This is a genomic window from Geothrix fuzhouensis, from assembly GCF_024609325.1.
Lineage (GTDB): Bacteria > Acidobacteriota > Holophagae > Holophagales > Holophagaceae > Geothrix > Geothrix fuzhouensis.
This window is the reverse complement of record NZ_JANHMQ010000002.1, coordinates 25,451-41,430: the sequence shown is the minus strand read 5'-3', so window position 1 is coordinate 41,430 and position 15,980 is coordinate 25,451. Positions and strand designations below refer to the sequence as shown.

The window sequence follows — 15,980 nt, the reverse complement described above, 5'->3', positions numbered from 1 at the left end:
GCGCGGCCTGCTTCGCGGGCGGCGGCTCCGGGCGGCTTCCAGGGGCCGCCATGGCCGCCGCCCGCGAAGGGATGTCCGCAGTGGGCCGGGCCCCTTCTGCGCCCTCTGTGTGCGCCCAACGGGCGCTTCTGTGCCTTCTGTGTTCCTGCTTTTATGGCTGAGGCTCGCCGATAAGCAGGTTTATCTTTCATCACCGTTCATCACCGGTTGCCTTGGCTTTTGAAGCTGGGTTTGGCCGAAGCGCGGGATGGGCGCGGCTCCGCTATGCTGAGTTCACTCCCCGGAGCTTCCGTGAACCAGCTCTTTTTCGGCGACAACCTGCATGTGCTGCGGGAGAGCCTTGCCGATGCCTCGGTGGATCTGGTGTATCTGGATCCGCCGTTCAATTCGAAACGCGACTACAACCTGCTGTTCAAGTCGCCGGAGGGCGGCGAGAGCCACGCGCAGATCACGGCCTTCGAGGACAGCTGGCACTGGGGCGAGCAGGCCGAGCGCGAGTACGGCGAGATCCTGCAGAGCGGCCACACGCGCATGGCCGACCTCATCAGCGCCTTCCGCAGCTTCCTGGGCGAGAACGATGTCATGGCCTACCTGGTGATGATGGCCAACCGCCTGCTGGAGCTGCACCGCGTCCTCAAACCCACGGGGAGCCTGTATCTGCACTGTGATCCGGCGGCGAGTCACTATCTAAAGTTGGTGCTGGATGGCGTGTTCGGACCTGAGAATTTTCTAAACGAAGTGATATGGAAACGAACGACGGCTCACAGTTCCGCAAATAGATATGGACCTATCCATGACACCATCCTGTACTACGGGAAAGCCAAGCCAGTCCTATGGAACCAGCAGTACACAGATCATGACGAGGCCTATCTAGAAACAAAATATCGATACACCGACAAGGACGGTCGGAGGTACCGATTGAGCGATTTGACTGCCGCTGGAGTTCGCCATGGATCTTCTGGGAAACCTTGGCACGGCATCGATGTCACCGCCAAGGGATGCCACTGGAAGTACACGATCGAAAATCTAGAAGAACACGACGCAAATGGCCGTATTTATTGGCCTCCGAAAGGCACCGTTCCACAATACAAACGGTACCTTGATGAGATGCAAGGAACCGCGGTTCAAGATATTTGGGACGACATTCCTCCCATCAACTCCCAAGCCCAGGAACGCCTGGGCTACCCCACGCAAAAACCCATCGCCCTCCTCGAACGCATCCTCAACGCCAGCTCTAACCCCGGCGATGTGATCCTCGATCCCTTCTGCGGCTGCGGCACGGCGGTCCATGCGGCGCAGAAGCTGGGGCGGTCGTGGATCGGCATCGACATCACGCACCTGGCCATCAGCCTCATCGAGAAGCGCCTGAAGGACGCCTTCCCGGGCATCAGCTTCGAGGTGCACGGCACGCCCAAGGATCTGGAGGGCGCGCGGGATCTGGCGGAGCGCGACAAGTACCAGTTCCAATGGTGGGCCTGCTCGCTGGTGGACGCCCAGCCCTTCCAGGGCAAGAAGAAGGGCGCCGACGGCGGCATCGACGGCGTGATCTACTTCGCCGACGCCGTGGGCGGCAAGGCCGTCACGCAGCGCCTCGTGGTGAGCGTGAAGGGCGGCAGCGTGAACGTGGCCCAGGTGCGGGACCTCAAGGGCGTGCTGGACCGCGAGAAGGCGCCCATCGGCCTCTTCGTGACGCTGGAGGAACCCACCAAACCCATGCGCGTGGAAGCGGCCTCGGCGGGCTTCTACAAGGGTGGCAACGGCAAGGATTATCCGCGCCTGCAGATCCTCACCGTGGCCGAGCTGCTGGAGGGCCGCAAGCGGGCCGAGTTCCCGGATCTGTCCATGGGCTCGTACACCTTCAAAAAGGCGAAGAAGGAAAACCTGGGCATGGCCGCGGAAACGCCCAACCTATTCACGAACGAAAACTGATCCCAGGGTGAGTGATCGGGTAGGCCTGGTTTTTCATTCCCTCGCGAGGTGGGCTGAAGCTTCCACCCTGGTGTCCGTAGACCGTGGTCACAACCTGTCGGCATGTGCGGCCAATCAACCCTAGACTCCAAGCGTACACGACCAAGGGAGATTCTATGGCATTCCGCGCTCGCCTCATCCTGCCGCTGGCCGCCGCCTGCGCTCTGGTGTCCGCCACCGACGCGCCGGCCCCGAAGCCGGCGTCCGCAAAGCTCTGCACCACCTGCCACACCACCGCCGCCAACAACCTGCGTGGCCACTTCGACAACCTGGTGCTGAAGAACAACTCGTTCCAGATGAAGATCGACGAGCGCACGGAAGTGCTGCGCTTCGACAAGAACCAGGTGAAGGTCGTCACGCCTGAGCCCGCGGCGAACGCCGAGGCGGCGCTGAAAACCATCGCCAAGGGCCACGAGGTGCGGGTCGAATACACCGAGCAGGATGGCGTCAAGACCGCCGTGGCGGTGTTCGCCAAGCCGCCCGTCAAGTTGGCGGCGGAGGAGATCGCCACCCTGGACGAGGTCCAGAAGCTGGTGGCCATGGGCCCTGAGCAGGGGAAGTACTTCCTCTTTGATTCCCGGCCCGCGCCGCGCTTTATGGAGGGCGCCATCCCCACGGCCGTGAACCTGCCCTTCCCCGCCTTCGACAAGAACCTCGACAAGCTGCCCGCCGACAAGGGCGCGCTGGTGATCTTCTACTGCAGCGGGAAGACCTGCAACATGAGCCCCGGCTCGCTCGCCAAGGCCAAGAAGCTGGGCTACACGCACGCCAAGGTGTTCGTGGAGGGCATGCCCGCCTGGACCCGGAAGCACTACGGTGTGCTGAGCCCCGCCTCCCTGAAGGCCGCCTACCTCGATCCCAACACCCCGCTGGTGATCCTCGACGCGCGGCCCGCCGCCGAAGCTGCCAAGGGCTTCATCAAGGGCGCCGTGGCGGCCGATCCCGCGAAGGTGGCCGACCTGCTCAAGACCTTCCCCGAGGCCCGGCTGAAGCCTCCTGTGGTGGTGGTGGATGCCACGGGTGGCGACGCCGCGAAGGCCGTGGCCACGGAGCTCGTCAAGGCCGGGTATGTGGGCGTGAACATTCTGTCCGGCGGCTTCAGGGCCTGGCAGGCCGCGGCGCTGCCCCTCGAAACCGGCGCCCTGGCCGCCAAGGCCACCTTCGTGCCCAAGCCCCGGCCGGGTTCCATCTCCTCAGCGGAGTTCACGAAGGTCGCGGAGCTGACCCCCGCCCAGCGCGGCGTGGTGATTCTGGATGTGCGGAATCCGGACGAGACGAAGAACGGCACCATCAAGGGCGCCCTCACGATCCCCGAACCGCAGCTCCTGGCCCGCCTGGCCGAGCTGCCGAAGGATGCGAAGATCCTCTGCCACTGCTCCACCGGGATCCGCGCCGAGCTGGCCTACCACCTGCTGAAGGAGAAGGGCTTCGACGCCCGCTTCCTGCCCACGGAGATCACCATCATCGACAGTGGCGAGTTCACCATCGATTAGGGGCTGGGTTGCAAATGCAAGGGCCGGCCCTCAGGTCGGCCTTTTTTTTGCCATCACCATTCAAGTGTGCGGCGTCGATGCCGATATCCTGTACACGAGGCCCTGTCATGGACGCCAGTCTCACGCCTTACCACGACCACCACCTTGAGCTGCTCCGTCTGGCCCGTGAGCATGAGGCCCGTCTGGCCCCCGCGCTGGTGCGGAGCCATCCGGATCTGTGCCTCGTCGTTGCGCAGCGCCTCGTCGCCTCGGTGAAGGCCCATCTGTCCATGGAAAACACGATCTTGTACCCGGCCCTGTTCGGCGCCGTGGATGCCGATATCCAGCTGGCCGCCAAGGGCCTGGAAGCCGACCTGGGTGAGCTGAAGGCCCGGCTGGGCCAGTTCAGCCACCACTGGACCAGCGCGGAAACCATCCGGCTGGCGCCGGAGGCTTTCGTCCAGACCTCGAAGGATCTGCTCCAAACCCTCCGGCAACGCATCGATCAGGAAAAGGCCCGGCTGTTCCCCTTGGTGGAACGGGCTTAATTCGCTGGAATAGCTCGGACCCGCGGCACGCGCCACCGGCTGCGCTGGGCGGGGTCGGCCATGCCGCTGGCGTGACACGCGCGGCAGGCGTCCAGATGGGCGTTCTCGCCCCGCCAATAGGCCCGCGCCTCGCCCCCGGTCTCCCGGCGACGATCCACGGGAACCTGGGGCCAGTAGAAGGTGAGCGTGGGGGTCTCCCCTTTCATCTCCAGGGCGTACAAGGGGCCGGGCTCGGTGCCAGGTCGGCCCCAGCGGTCTTCCACGCTGCTCAACACCACCAGCGCGCCCGGCGGCAGCGCCCGGCCCGCCCGGTAGGCGGAGGCCGCGGTGGCATTGGCCCAGGCGCGGATCCAGCGACCGCCGTGGGCAGGTGACTTCACGGGCTCGGCGTGGAGCGCCTCCAGCGCGGCGTAGTCCAGGGCCCGCAGGGGAGCCTGCGCCTCTGGGTCCACCGGGGTGGGGGGGACTTCAGCAACCTTGGCCGATGTGGGCAGGACAATGACGGGACGACGCGGGTGGGCCAGCCCATAACCGGAATAGCCGGTCGCCAGGAGGGCCCCCGACCAGAGGAGCCCGAAGAGCAGCGCCAGGAGGCCCAGGCTCTGGTGATCCTTCCGGGCCCGGTTCATGGACCAGAGCGCCGGCACCGCCAAGATTCCGGCCGTAGTGGCGATCAAGGCATGTCGGAACAACTGGGCATCCGCCCCGAGGCCGGAAGCCGGCAGGGGGAAGATCCGTCCAGCGGGGATCAAGGCAAGCAACCGTCCCGCCCCAGCGCCGCTGACAAGTGCGGCGAGCAGGCCCAGGAGCCCCACCCACCCGAGGTAGCGGCACACGGTCCACCAGGGACGGATGCCGCGCCCGGCCCGCTGGGAAGCGAACAGGGCCCAGGGCAGCAGCAGTCCGGTCGCCACCGGTAGGTGGGCCAGCAGGGCGTGTTTAAGGGCAATCCATTCCATGGGACCCACGCTCGGAAGGGGCAAGACTCACCGCAGTCTGCCAGGGCACGGCGGATCCTGGGAATGGAATTCCTGTCACAATCGGCGGCATGAAGCAGATCCTCCTTCAGCACCTCCAGGAGTCCGTCCAGCTCAAGCAGGCCTTCTTGGCCCAGGAGCTGGAGCACATCCTTGCCCAGGCGGACGACATGGCCGAGCGGCTGAAGCGCGGAGGGCGTGTCCTCGTCTGTGGCAATGGCGGCAGCGCCGCGGACGCCCAGCACCTGGCCGCCGAGTTGAGCGGCCGCTACCTGAAGGAGCGGCGGGCCCTCGCGGGCATCGCCCTCACCACGGATACCTCGGCGCTGACGGCCATCGGCAACGACTACGGGTTCGACCAGGTTTTCTCCAGGCAGGTGGAGGCCCTGGGCCGGCCGGGGGATCTCCTCATCGGCATCAGCACCAGCGGCAACAGCCCCAACGTCATCCGGGCCGTAGCCTCCGCGAAGGGGCTGGGCGTGCGCACCCTGGGCCTCCTGGGCCGTGATGGCGGCAAGCTGGTGGGCCTGATGGATGACGCCCTCGTGGTGCCCTCCACCGTCACCGCGCGCATCCAGGAGATTCACCAGATGATCTACCACTTCTGGTGCGAGGCCCTCGATGCCCAGTTCTGAGAGTGCATGGTGACCGTCGCCGCTGGGCTGCTGATCCTCGCCTTGCTCGGTCCGCCGTCGCGGACCTACTACTGGCGCGACTCCGGCGGGCAGACGCACGTCACCAACACACCTCCGCCATCTGATGCGGAGCTTCTGGACCCCCCGCCCCCACCGGCCGTGGAGCCGGGCCGGCCTCACCGCATTGAGCCCCTCCGCCCGAGCGGGAATCTCGGGGATCGCCAGGTGGTGCTCAATCCCGTCCAGAAGCAGGCCTGGGACGCCCTGGACCAGCACCTGCTCAAGGCCCGGGTCGCCAAGGACCAGCGCACCCTGGAGGCCGTAGCCGATTCCCTCATCCACGACTGCCTGTGGGGCAACGGCCTGTGGGCCATGCCCCTGGTCCCCATCCTTGCCCTGGCGCTCATGGGCCTCATGGGCTGGTGGCTGGCCTTGGGGCTGAACGCCGGTCTCCGCCTCCCCCTGGTCGGGGGGTTCCTGCTCCTCGGACTGACCTTCGGGCATCTGCTCCTGAACGTCTTCCTCTACCATCCCCAGGCGGCCCGCCTGGAGCAGAACCTCGAACTGCTCGAACTGCACATGGGCGGTCGAATCCCCCGTCCCGAGCGCCACGCCCTGATGCAGCAGCGCTATCAGGCCCTGGAGCGGGCCGCCCAGCCCACCCGGGCCCCGTGGCATTTCCCGGAAGAGGTCCGCGCCCTGCGCGAGACCGTGAAGCAGGTGATGGTTGACCCCTGACCTTCCTCCGCCCCTGGCGGTGCGGCTGCCGGCGCTCAGGACCGCCGCCCACGCGGAACCCCTCGGGCTCTACCTGCATATCCCCTTCTGCCTGGACCGTTGCACCTACTGCTCCTTCGCCACCACCCGGGACCGGAGCCTGCAGCCGGACACCACAGCCCGCCTCATCACCCAGGTGCGCGCCTGGGGCGCTGCCCTGGACCGGCCCGCGGTGGACACGCTCTATCTGGGTGGCGGCACGCCCTCCCTGCTGTCCGCCCAGGAACTGGCGGATCTCACCGGGGCCCTGCATGAAGCCTTCGAGCTTGGCCCCCTGGTGGAGGCCACCTTCGAGGCCAACCCGGGCACCGTGGACCTGGCGTGGCTGCAGGGTGCGCGCAATCTGGGCTGGGACCGCGTCAGCCTCGGCGTGCAGGCCCTGGACGATGCCCTGCTGGGGCGCCTGGGCCGCATCCACGGCGCCGCCCAAGCTATGGAGGCCCTCGATCTGGCGCAGCAGGCGGGTTTCCGCCGCCGCAGCGCCGACCTCATGGTGGGCATTCCTGGACAATCCTTGTCCAAAGTTGTCGAAGATGCCCGGACTCTGGCGGCTACCGGCATCGATCACCTCAGCATCTACCTCCTGGACCTGGACAAGGCCTGCCCCCTGCGCGCCGAGATCGACGCGGGCCGCCTGGCGCTGCCCTCCGAAGACGAGGTGGCCGACGTCTTCGAGGCCCTTCAGGCGGAGCTGCCGCGGCTCGGTCTGGCGCCCTACGAGATCAGCAACTACGCCCGGCCCGGCGGCGAATCCATCCACAACACCCGCTACTGGGAGCGCCGCCCTTATCTGGGCCTGGGCCCCAGCGCCGCCTCGCAGCTGGGCGACTTCCGCTGGACAGAGACCTCCGTCATCCCCGCCTGGATCGAAGGGCGCGGCGAGGTGGATTTTCAGGAGCTGGACGCGGCCGAAGCGTTAGGCGAAATCCCCCTCCTGGGCCTGCGCCTGCACCGTGGCGTGGCCTGGGACGCCCTGCGGCAACAGGCGGAGGACCGGAACCTGCGGCCCCTGACGGATGGGTGGGAGGCCCGGCTCCGCGCCCTTGCGAAGGAAGGGCTCACGATCTGGGAGGGCGATCAGGTGCGCCTCAGCCCCCGGGGCATGCTCATGAGCAACGGGATCCTGCAGATGTTCGTATGACGTACCTCGGCGAAAGCGCCGCCCTGCTCACCTCTGCCTGCTGGGCGCTCAATTCCGTGTGCTTCACGGTGGCCGGCCGACGGGTGGGTTCGGCCAGCGTGAACCTGGTGCGGCTGCTCATGGCCTGGGGCGTACTGGTCCTGTTGCACCTGGCCCTCTACGGCAGCCCCTTCCCCCTGCAAGCCGGAACCGCCCGTCTTGGCTGGCTGGGTGTTTCGGGGCTGATCGGCTTTGCCCTGGCGGATGCCGTGTTGTTCGAGTCGTTCCTGCTCATCGGCCCGCGGCTGGCCATGCTGCTGATGACCCTCTCGCCCATCTTCAGCGCCCTCCTGGCCTGGCTGTTCCTGGGCCAGGGCCTGAGCCTGCCAAAACTCCTGGCCATGGTGGTCACCCTCGGCGGCATCGCCTGGGTGGTGTGGGGCGATGGCGAGCACGAGGCCCACCCGCACCTGTGGCGCGGCATCCTGCTGGGCGTGGGGGGCGCCCTGGGCCAATCGGTAGGCCTTGTGTTCAGCATGAAAGGTCTAGCAGGAGGCTTCCCGCCCATCTCCGCCAACCTCATCCGCGTGACCGCGGGCCTGGCGGCCCTGCTGCTCTACTTCGGGGCCACGGACCGGCTGCGCAGGACCCTAGGCGGCTTGCACGATGGTCGTGCCGCAGCCTTCATCGGCCTCGGCGCCGTCACGGGCCCCGTGCTGGGCGTGGTGCTGTCTCTCGTGGCCATCGCCAAGGCACCCATGGGTGTGGCGGCCACGCTGATGTCCCTGTCGCCGGTCATCCTGCTGCCCGTGGCCCACTTCGTCTTCAAGGAGAAGGTCGGCGGCCATGCGATCCTGGGCACCCTGCTGGCCCTCGCGGGCGCCGCGGCGCTGTTTTTCGTCTAGGTCTGCTTCAAGCATGGGCGCCACCTTTGACAAGAAAACAGCCAACCGCAGATGACACCGATGGCGCAGATGCACCGCCTCCCCGACGGGCCTCCCTCCGCATGGGTTTTGTGCCTTGTCGTTCAGGGCTTTCACGCCAAGGATAGGCTTTCAGGCCTTGAGCCAGTGTGCGCCTGGGATAGTGCGAATCCTGGCTCATCCATCTGCGGCCATCTGCGTCATCTGCGGTTTCAATTCTTGGGTTTGAAAAGTCGGGCATGCCTCTATCCACATTCATGTTGAGATAGCCGAAAAGGAGTTCCGATGTCGCTGCGCAAGGATCCCGTCAGCTGGCTCTACCCCGCCATTGAGCCCAACAAAACACAGCGCCTGAAGGTGTCGGACCTGCACGAGCTGTACGTAGAGGAGAGTGGCAACCCGAACGGCAAGCCCGTCATCTTCCTCCACGGAGGACCCGGCGGCGGCACCAGCCCCAAGCACCGGCGCTACTTCGACCCGGAGACGTACCGCGTCATCCTCTTCGACCAGCGGGGCTGCGGCCAGAGCACGCCCTACGCCGAGGTCCGGGAGAACGGCACCTGGGACCTGGTGACCGACATGGAGCGCATCCGCGAACACCTGGGCATCGACCGCTGGATGGTCTTCGGCGGCTCCTGGGGCGCGACGCTGGGCCTGGCTTACACGGAAAAGCACCCGGAGCGTGTGACGGAGCTGATCCTCCGCGGCATCTTCCTGCTGCGCCAGCGCGAAGTGGACTGGCTCTACCAGGAGGGCGCCAGCCGCGTCTTCCCCGACGCCTGGGAGCCCTACCGCGACGCCATCCCCGAGGCCGAACGCGGCGACTTCCTGCGGGCCTATGCCAAAAGGTTGCTGAGCGAGGACCCGGCCGTGAACCTGCCCGCCGCCAAGGCCTGGAGCATCTGGGAAGGCGCCACCAGCAAGCTCATCCCCGATCCCGACTTCATCGCCTCCTATGGCGACGAGGCCACCACGCTGGCCTTCGCCCGCATCGAGTGCCACTACTTCCTCCACAAGGGCTGGCTGGACGAGGCCCAGCTGCTGCGCGACGCGCACAAGCTGAAGGGCATCCCCGGCGCCATCATCCAGGGCCGCTACGACATGGTCTGCCCCATCGAGAGCGCCTGGGCCCTATCGAAAGCCTGGCCCGACGCCGACCTCATCATCGTCCCCGACGCCGGCCACAGCGCCTACGAGCCCGGCATCTCGCGGGCGCTCGTGGCGGCCACGGATCGATTTGCCCAATGAAAAAGCGGAGACAGGATTAACAGGATGAAATGCTGGATTAACAGGATTAAAGCATTAACTGCATGGCTTTTCTAATCCTGTTAATCCTTCCGAATCCTGTTAATCCTGTCCCCGCTTTTCAGCCCTTCGCCCTGTTCTTGACGTGGTCGTACACGAACCACGCGGCGCCGGCCACGATGAGCACGCCGATGACGGCGTCCAGCTTGTGGAAGTACTGGCCCAGGGTGTTCCACCGTTCGCCGAGCTTGTAGCCGATCCAGGCGAGGCCCAGGCACCAGGGCAGGCTCCCGGCGAAGGTGTAGAGGTGGAAGCGGGTGCGGTTCATGCGGGCGATGCCGGCGGGCAGGGCGATGAAGGTGCGCACCACGGGGAGCAGGCGGCCGATGATGATGGCTTCGGAACCGAAGCGTTCGAAGAAGCGGTGGGCCTGGTCCAGGTGGCCCGTGTGCAGCCAGATATAGCGGCCATACTTCTCGATGGCGCGGCGGCCGCCCCAAGCGCCCACCTCGTAGGCGGGGAGGCTGCCCAGGTTGCAGCCCAGGGCTCCGAACACGCCCGCGATCCAGATCTGGGCCACGGGATGGCCAGCGCCCAGGCCGAACAGGGTCATCTGCCCCTTGTAGGCCAGATACCCCGCGAAGGGCATGATGACCTCGCTGGGCAGCGGAATGCAGGCGCTTTCGATGGCCATGAGCAGCATGACGCCCAGGGGCCCCATGGCGGCCATGACCATCAGCATCCAGGCGATGACAGGGGCGAGGATCTTCTGCAGCATGGGTGTCCCAAAAGGACGAGTCTAGCGGGACGCTACACTGTCCGTATGTCCGAGGATCTCGTCCGCAACCGCAAGGCCTTCCACAACTACCACGTCCTGGAGACCTGGGAGGCGGGGATCGCCCTGCAAGGCACCGAAGTGAAGGCCCTGCGGGCGGGCCTGGGCCAGCTGCAGGACGCCTATGTGGATGCGGTGGCCGGCGAGCTGTGGCTGAAACAGGCCCACATCTCCCCCTACGAGTTCGGCACCTACGCCAACCACGACCCGCTGCGGCCCCGCAAGCTGCTGCTGCACAAGGCCGAGATCACCAAGATGACCGCCAAAGTGGTGCGCAAGGGCCTCACCATCATCCCCCTCGCCATCTACCTGAACGACAAGGGCATGATCAAGGTCAAGGTCGCCCTGGCCGAAGGCAAGGCCGTGGGCGACAAGCGTGAGGCCCTCAAGCAGCGCGAGCAGAAGCGCGAGATGGACCGCATCCGCAAGGGCGCGCGGGAGTAAGCTGCTCCCGGCGGAGCCTCAGGACTCCCCCCTGGGAACCGGCCCGGCCGGCGGCCGAGGTGTTCCGCGCTCGAAGGCGAGGCGGACCAGGCGCGCGTCGGGCCCGAACTCAAGCCTCAGCGCCCGGTGGCCGGGAAAGGGTGCCACCACGCCTCCGCCATAGCTGCCCGCGACGGCGATGAATCCCCGCGCTTCGGTCCAGCGGTAGACGAGGATCTTCCCGCCGTCCACCACCTCGTCTGGTTCCCCCAGATGGAGCAACACGTCCTCCCGGGTGGACGCGCCCACCCGAAGGGAGGAGACGTACTGCGGGGTGATCCGGCCTCGCCCAGCGAGCAGGTCTCCCGTGGGGAAGGGCCAGATCAGACATCCGGTCTGGAGGGACAGGGCCAGGAAGCCCAGAAGCAACCCGCGGGAGCGCTTCATCCGGATACCACGAGGCTATGGCGGACCAGCCTTCCATCCACCGCGAAGACCAACACCAGGCTGTGCACATGGTGATCGGAGAAGACAGGTGTCTTCAGCGCCCGGTCCCAGCGCCGTCCCACGGGACCCCAGGCTCCCGCCGCGTTCCGCGAGAAGGCATAGGTGAGGATCCGCTCCCCCTCGAGGCGCGCGCTGGGCGTCCCGAGCCGGAGCAGCACGTCCTCCCGCGTGGTCTTCCCATCGCTCAGGAAGGCGAACCACTCCAGCTCGCTCTCCGCTGGCGCCGCCTGCCTCAGCTGCGGAGGAGTGCAGCCCACCAGGAGAGCCATGCCCAGGAGGAGACCGAGAGGAAGAGGCTGGCCCAAGGTGGACTCCTTCAGAACCTACTGGGGCGATGAGGCCGCCACATCCTGAGGAGAAGGATCGGATTGACGCGGATCCTTCACCAGACTGTGCCGAACCAGGCGGTCATCCGGTCCGAACACCAGCACCAGACTTGAGGTGCGCGGATGGGGATAGGTCCAATCGCTCGCCCCGCCGCCCCCAGCCCGGCGCCACTCCCCATTCAGGTCCACCACGAAATCGTACGTGAGGATCCGGCCTCCCTCGAAGGCCGAGGTCGGGGTGCCGAGCCGCAGCAGAACCTCCTGGCGGGTGGTCCGCCCGTCCTGAATGGGTCCCAGCAGCCCGGCCTCGAAGGTCCGCGCCTTCTCCTGTCTCGCGCTTGGACTGACACAGGCGACCCCGAGAGCCAAGGCCATGGAGAGCATCAGGAGGAGAGCTCGAGGGAGCACAGGGCCTCGGAGAGGGGATGGGCGTGTCGCGGTCAATGTATCGCGCAGGGCGGTCTCCGTCAAAAGAGGCCTGGCCGGCGGTCGAGCCGGAGATGCCACTTCGGATCAGCCGCTCCACCCGCCCTGGGCGAACCTGGCGAGCTTCTCCTCTCTGCCACGGAGGGCCAGGGCGCGGGCCACGAAGCGGCCGACGGGGTCTGCCTCCAGGTTCACCGGGTCGCCGGGGCGCAGGGTGGCCAGGGCCGTGCGTGTCACTGTCTCGGGGATGAGGGCCACGGTGAACCAGTCGATCCCGCAGTCCACCACCGTCAGCGAGATGCCGTCCACGGCCACTGAGCCTTTGGCGGCCGTCATGGGCGCCAGGGCTGCAGGCATGGCGAAGCGCCAGATGCCCTCGTCCAGGCCACCCTGAGTCTGGGGCCGCGACAGCAGTTGTCCGACCCCATCCACGTGGCCCGAGACCAGGTGACCGTCCAGGGGATCGCCCACCCGCAGGGCCGGCTCCAGGTGCAGGATCGCGCCCAGGGCCAGGCGACCCAGGGTGGTCTTGTCGAGGGTTTCCTCGCTGAGGTCCGCCTCCCAGGCGCGGCCGTCCACGGCCACACTGGTGAGGCAGGCGCCATTCACGGCGATGCTGGCCCCCTGCTCGGCGCGGGCCAGCAGCTCCGCCGGCGCGGCAATGCGCAGCCGGGCCCCGCCCGGTCGGGAGGTGCGCGATTCAAGCGTGCCGAGGTGTCGAATCAGTCCGGTGAACATGGGGGCAACTCCAGGTCCATCATCGCGCAGCTGGCGTCTCCAGCTTGCTGTTCCGTGCACCGAAGAAGAAGTAGATCACCAGCCCGATGCCCAGCCAGACGAAGAAGCGGTACCAGGTGAGGGCCGGCAGGCCCTTGGCGATCCAGAAGCAGCCCAGGATGCCCAGGGGCGCCACGATCCACGCGAAGGGCATGACGAATTTCCGGGGTGCCTCGGGCCGGCGCTTCCGCAGGATCAGCACGGCCACGCAGACGATGACGAAGGCGAAGAGGGTGCCGATGTTGGCCAGCTCCACCACCTCGTCGATGTTGAGCAGGGCCGCCGGGATGGCCACCAGGAAACCCGTGAGCACGGTGGCGTTGGAAGGTGTCTTGAAGCGGTCATGGACCTTGCCGAACCAGGGGCCCAGGAGGCCGTCCCGGCTCATGCTCATGAAGATGCGGGGCTGGCCCACCTGGTAGACGAGGAGGGCGGCGGTGGTGGCGATGACGGCCCCGAAGCTGATGACCCCCGCGATGCCGGCCATCTTGTGCTGGGTGAAGATGTAGGCCAGGGGATCGGCGATGCCCCCCAGCTTCGTGTAGTGCAGCATGCCCGTCACCACCAGGGCCACGGCGGCGTAGATGACGGTGCAGATGACCAGGGAGCCCAGGATGCCCCGGGGCAGGTCGCGGCCCGGATTGCGGCATTCCTCGGCCGTGGTGCTCACGGCATCGAAGCCGATGAAGGCGAAGAAGATGATGGCGGCACCCGCCTGGATGCCCTTCCAGCCGTGGGGCACGAAGGGATGCCAGTTGCCGGGGCTGATGAACCGGATGCCGAGGCCCACCACGGCCAGCAGGATGATCACCTTGATCACCACCATGACGCTGTTCACCCGGGCGCTCTCCTTGATGCCGATGTAGCAGAGCCAGGTGATCAGGATCGTGATGATCACCGCGAGGAGATTGATGGTGATGGGGAAGCCGGCCACGGTGGGGGCGGTCTTCACCACCTCCCAGTTGAGGAAGGTGGTGGCGCCGTTGACGAGGCCAGCCTTGGCCTGGGCCAGGGCGTGCAGCTTGGCGCCGAGCTCCATGGCGGGAACGCCCTCCACAAGCTTCAAGGCGGACCGGGGATCCATGCCCAGCCAGCCGGGGATGTCCACGTGCAGCACCGTGGACAGGAAGCTGCGGGCATAGTCGCCCCAGGAGATCGCCACGGCCACGTTGGAGATGGCGTATTCGAGCAGGAGATCCCAGCCGATGATCCAGGCCATGAGTTCGCCCAGGGTGGCGTAGGCGTAGGTGTAGGCGCTGCCAGACACGGGAATCATGGACGCCAGCTCGGCATAGGCCAGCGCCGTGAACCCGCAGATGAGGGCCACGATGAGGATGCTGAGCACCAGGCCCGGCCCGGCGGGCAGCCGCCCGTCGGCCATGTTCCCCGCCGCCGCCGTACCGATGCTGGAGAAGATGCCCGCGCCGATGATGGCCCCGATGCCGAACATGGTGAGGTCGAAGGCCGTGAGGTTCTTCTTGAGCTGGTGCTCCGGCTCATCGGCGCTGGCGCGCAGCTGTTCCAGAGACTTCGTGCGGAAGAGGCGGGTCGACATGGGGGCCTTGGGGAGAAGGACCATGCTAGCAGGCAGGCCCGGCCGGATAGGCTGGAGGCCATGAGACTGTGGAGCGACCGCCGCCTGCGCCTGTCCCTCACGGGCCTGGGCGTGCAGTGCCTGCTGGTCCTGCTGGCGGTGGGCGCCTTTTCTGTGAACACGGGCAACAACCTGCTCTACCTGGTGTTCTCCCTGATGCTGGGCCTGTTCCTGGTGTCCGGCGTCCTGAGCCGCCGGGCCCTTCAGGGTCTGACGGTGCTGGGTCTGGAGGAAGGCAACCTCTTCGCCCGAGTGCGAGGGGGGCTCCGGCTCCGGCTCCAGGACGGGGGGCGGGGCCGACTTCGGGGCCTGGAACTCCACCTCTCGCTAGACGATGGCCAGGTGGAGCCCGGGTTCCTGGGCCGGGCCGCCCGCACCGGCGAAACCCTGGTGGTCCTCCACGCCCGGCCCGGGCACCGCGGCTGGGCCCGGGTCCGGCGCCTCGAGCTTCGCACGCGGTTTCCCTTCGGCCTGGTGGAGAAGGCCCGCTTCATCGACCTGGACCAGGAGCTGCTGGTCCTGCCCCATCCCCGCACGCCCCCGGCCCCGCCCGCCGGCTGGCGGGGCGAGGGCCATCGCACCGTGGCCCAGGAAGGGACCAGCAGCCCGGAAGGGGCGCGGCCCTGGCGGGAGGGGGATCCTCCCGGCCGGGTCCACTGGAAGCGCACGGCCCAGCGCAACCAGCTCTGGGTCCGCACCTTCCAGGAGGAACGGCCCCAGGGCCTGCACCTGAGGCTCGACCTCAGCGCCTGGGCCCCAGGCCGGCCCTTCGAGCGGGAGCTGGAACGCCTCTCCGGCGCCGTGCTCCAGGCCCGCCTCCAGAAGCGGGAGGTCAGCCTGGAGGTTCATGGATCCATGGCAGTCCGCGCGGTGCGGGGGCACACCCCTTGCTGGCGGGCCCTGGCCCTGGCCCAGGCTGAGGGCTCCGGGGATCGGCCTGGGGCGGGGAACCTCCGTTAAGCTGAAGGCCACGCAGGAGGCGCCGGTGTTCGACGATCCCCAATCCCCCGCCTGGACGCCCCTGCTGGAGGCGGCCTGGAAAGCCCGGGCCCACGCCCACGCCCCCTATTCCCACTTTCAGGTCGGGGCGGCCCTGCTGACCGCGTCGGGCCACATTGTGGCGGGCTGCAATGTGGAGAACGCCGCCTATCCCGTCACCCTCTGCGCCGAACGGGGCGCCCTCAGCGCGGCCGTGGCCGCCGGCCTGCGTCCCGACGGCCTGGTGGCAGCCGTGGTGGTCACTGACGTCGCGGCGCTCACCCCACCGTGTGGGGCCTGTCGCCAGGCACTGGCCGAATTTGCCGAGGCCCTGCCGGTCCTGCTTGCCAACCGCAACTCCCGCGAGCTCCACCGCCTGGAGGATCTGCTGCCCCACAGCTTCACGGGTCGCAACTTCAGCTAGGGCCTATCTTGAACACAGGCCCTAG

The 15,980-nt window shown here is 67.3% G+C and carries 18 protein-coding genes; 11 read left to right on the top strand and 7 right to left on the bottom strand.

Annotated features, from left to right (window positions below):
- Nucleotides 1-291 precede the first annotated feature (291 nt).
- From NOV74_RS07350 to NOV74_RS07340, 3 genes are all read left to right on the top strand, one after another.
- Complete coding sequence (locus NOV74_RS07350) at nt 292-1,929, top strand: DNA methyltransferase (protein WP_257310650.1); 1,638 nt, start codon at nt 292-294, stop codon at nt 1,927-1,929.
- A gap of 155 nt (nt 1,930-2,084) precedes the next feature.
- Entirely contained in the window at nt 2,085-3,461 is a 1,377-nt protein-coding gene (locus NOV74_RS07345) for a rhodanese-like domain-containing protein (protein WP_257310649.1), read from the top strand.
- A gap of 107 nt (nt 3,462-3,568) precedes the next feature.
- A complete protein-coding gene (locus NOV74_RS07340) occupies nt 3,569-3,988 on the top strand; it encodes a hemerythrin domain-containing protein (RefSeq protein WP_257310648.1) in 420 nt (139 codons plus the stop codon).
- On the opposite strand, the gene NOV74_RS07335 is transcribed toward NOV74_RS07340, so the two are convergent.
- A complete protein-coding gene (locus tag NOV74_RS07335; RefSeq protein WP_257310647.1) occupies nt 3,985-4,947 on the bottom strand; it encodes a hypothetical protein in 963 nt (320 codons plus the stop codon). The two genes, NOV74_RS07340 and NOV74_RS07335, sit on opposite strands and share 4 nt — an antisense overlap.
- Nucleotides 4,948-5,036: 89 nt before the next feature.
- Between NOV74_RS07335 and gmhA the strand changes: the two genes are divergently transcribed.
- The 5 genes from gmhA (at nt 5,037) to pip (ending at nt 9,668) form a co-directional block, all read left to right on the top strand.
- Nucleotides 5,037-5,600 carry a D-sedoheptulose 7-phosphate isomerase gene (gene gmhA, locus NOV74_RS07330; protein WP_257310646.1) on the top strand — a complete coding sequence of 188 codons (564 nt, stop codon included), beginning with the start codon at nt 5,037-5,039 and terminating at the stop codon, nt 5,598-5,600.
- A 6-nt stretch (nt 5,601-5,606) separates the two neighbouring features.
- A complete protein-coding gene (locus tag NOV74_RS07325) occupies nt 5,607-6,338 on the top strand; it encodes a DUF4124 domain-containing protein (protein WP_257310645.1) in 732 nt (243 codons plus the stop codon).
- Nucleotides 6,328-7,518 (top strand): radical SAM family heme chaperone HemW, encoded by a 1,191-nt coding sequence (hemW, locus tag NOV74_RS07320; RefSeq protein ID WP_257310643.1) that lies wholly within the window; start codon nt 6,328-6,330, stop codon nt 7,516-7,518. Before NOV74_RS07325 ends, hemW begins: the two co-directional genes overlap by 11 nt.
- Nucleotides 7,515-8,402 (top strand): DMT family transporter, encoded by an 888-nt coding sequence (locus NOV74_RS07315; protein ID WP_257310642.1) that lies wholly within the window; start codon nt 7,515-7,517, stop codon nt 8,400-8,402. The genes hemW and NOV74_RS07315 overlap by 4 nt, the downstream gene beginning before the upstream one ends.
- Nucleotides 8,403-8,705: 303 nt before the next feature.
- Nucleotides 8,706-9,668, top strand: a complete 963-nt coding sequence (gene pip / locus NOV74_RS07310; RefSeq protein WP_257310640.1) for a prolyl aminopeptidase — start codon at nt 8,706-8,708, stop codon at nt 9,666-9,668.
- 118 nt (nt 9,669-9,786) lie between these two features.
- Here pip and NOV74_RS07305 read toward each other — a convergent pair whose 3' ends face one another.
- Nucleotides 9,787-10,443 carry a DedA family protein gene (locus NOV74_RS07305; RefSeq protein WP_257310638.1) on the bottom strand — a complete coding sequence of 219 codons (657 nt, stop codon included), beginning with the start codon at nt 10,441-10,443 and terminating at the stop codon, nt 9,787-9,789.
- Between the two features lie 45 nt (nt 10,444-10,488).
- Between NOV74_RS07305 and smpB the strand changes: the two genes are divergently transcribed.
- Nucleotides 10,489-10,944, top strand: coding sequence for an SsrA-binding protein SmpB (smpB, locus tag NOV74_RS07300; protein WP_257310636.1), 456 nt, complete (start codon nt 10,489-10,491; stop codon nt 10,942-10,944).
- Nucleotides 10,945-10,962: 18 nt separating this feature from the next.
- Here smpB and NOV74_RS07295 read toward each other — a convergent pair whose 3' ends face one another.
- The 5 genes from NOV74_RS07295 to NOV74_RS07275 form a co-directional block, all read right to left on the bottom strand.
- A complete protein-coding gene (locus NOV74_RS07295) occupies nt 10,963-11,370 on the bottom strand; it encodes a hypothetical protein (RefSeq protein ID WP_243287267.1) in 408 nt (135 codons plus the stop codon).
- Nucleotides 11,367-11,735 (bottom strand): hypothetical protein, encoded by a 369-nt coding sequence (locus NOV74_RS07290; protein ID WP_257310633.1) that lies wholly within the window; start codon nt 11,733-11,735, stop codon nt 11,367-11,369. The genes NOV74_RS07295 and NOV74_RS07290 overlap by 4 nt, the downstream gene beginning before the upstream one ends.
- An 18-nt stretch (nt 11,736-11,753) precedes the next feature.
- Nucleotides 11,754-12,164: a hypothetical protein gene (locus tag NOV74_RS07285; protein WP_257310632.1), complete on the bottom strand. Its 411-nt coding sequence runs from the start codon at nt 12,162-12,164 to the stop codon at nt 11,754-11,756.
- A gap of 105 nt (nt 12,165-12,269) precedes the next feature.
- Nucleotides 12,270-12,920 (bottom strand): riboflavin synthase, encoded by a 651-nt coding sequence (locus tag NOV74_RS07280; RefSeq protein WP_257310631.1) that lies wholly within the window; start codon nt 12,918-12,920, stop codon nt 12,270-12,272.
- 19 nt (nt 12,921-12,939) lie between these two features.
- Entirely contained in the window at nt 12,940-14,514 is a 1,575-nt protein-coding gene (locus NOV74_RS07275) for an amino acid permease (protein WP_257310630.1), read from the bottom strand.
- Nucleotides 14,515-14,574: 60 nt separating this feature from the next.
- Here NOV74_RS07275 and NOV74_RS07270 point away from each other — a divergent pair, with 60 nt between their 5' ends.
- Nucleotides 14,575-15,513: a DUF58 domain-containing protein gene (locus NOV74_RS07270; RefSeq protein WP_257310628.1), complete on the top strand. Its 939-nt coding sequence runs from the start codon at nt 14,575-14,577 to the stop codon at nt 15,511-15,513.
- A gap of 25 nt (nt 15,514-15,538) precedes the next feature.
- Nucleotides 15,539-15,955: a cytidine deaminase gene (locus NOV74_RS07265; RefSeq protein WP_257310626.1), complete on the top strand. Its 417-nt coding sequence runs from the start codon at nt 15,539-15,541 to the stop codon at nt 15,953-15,955.
- The last annotated feature ends 25 nt before the right edge of the window (nt 15,956-15,980 follow it).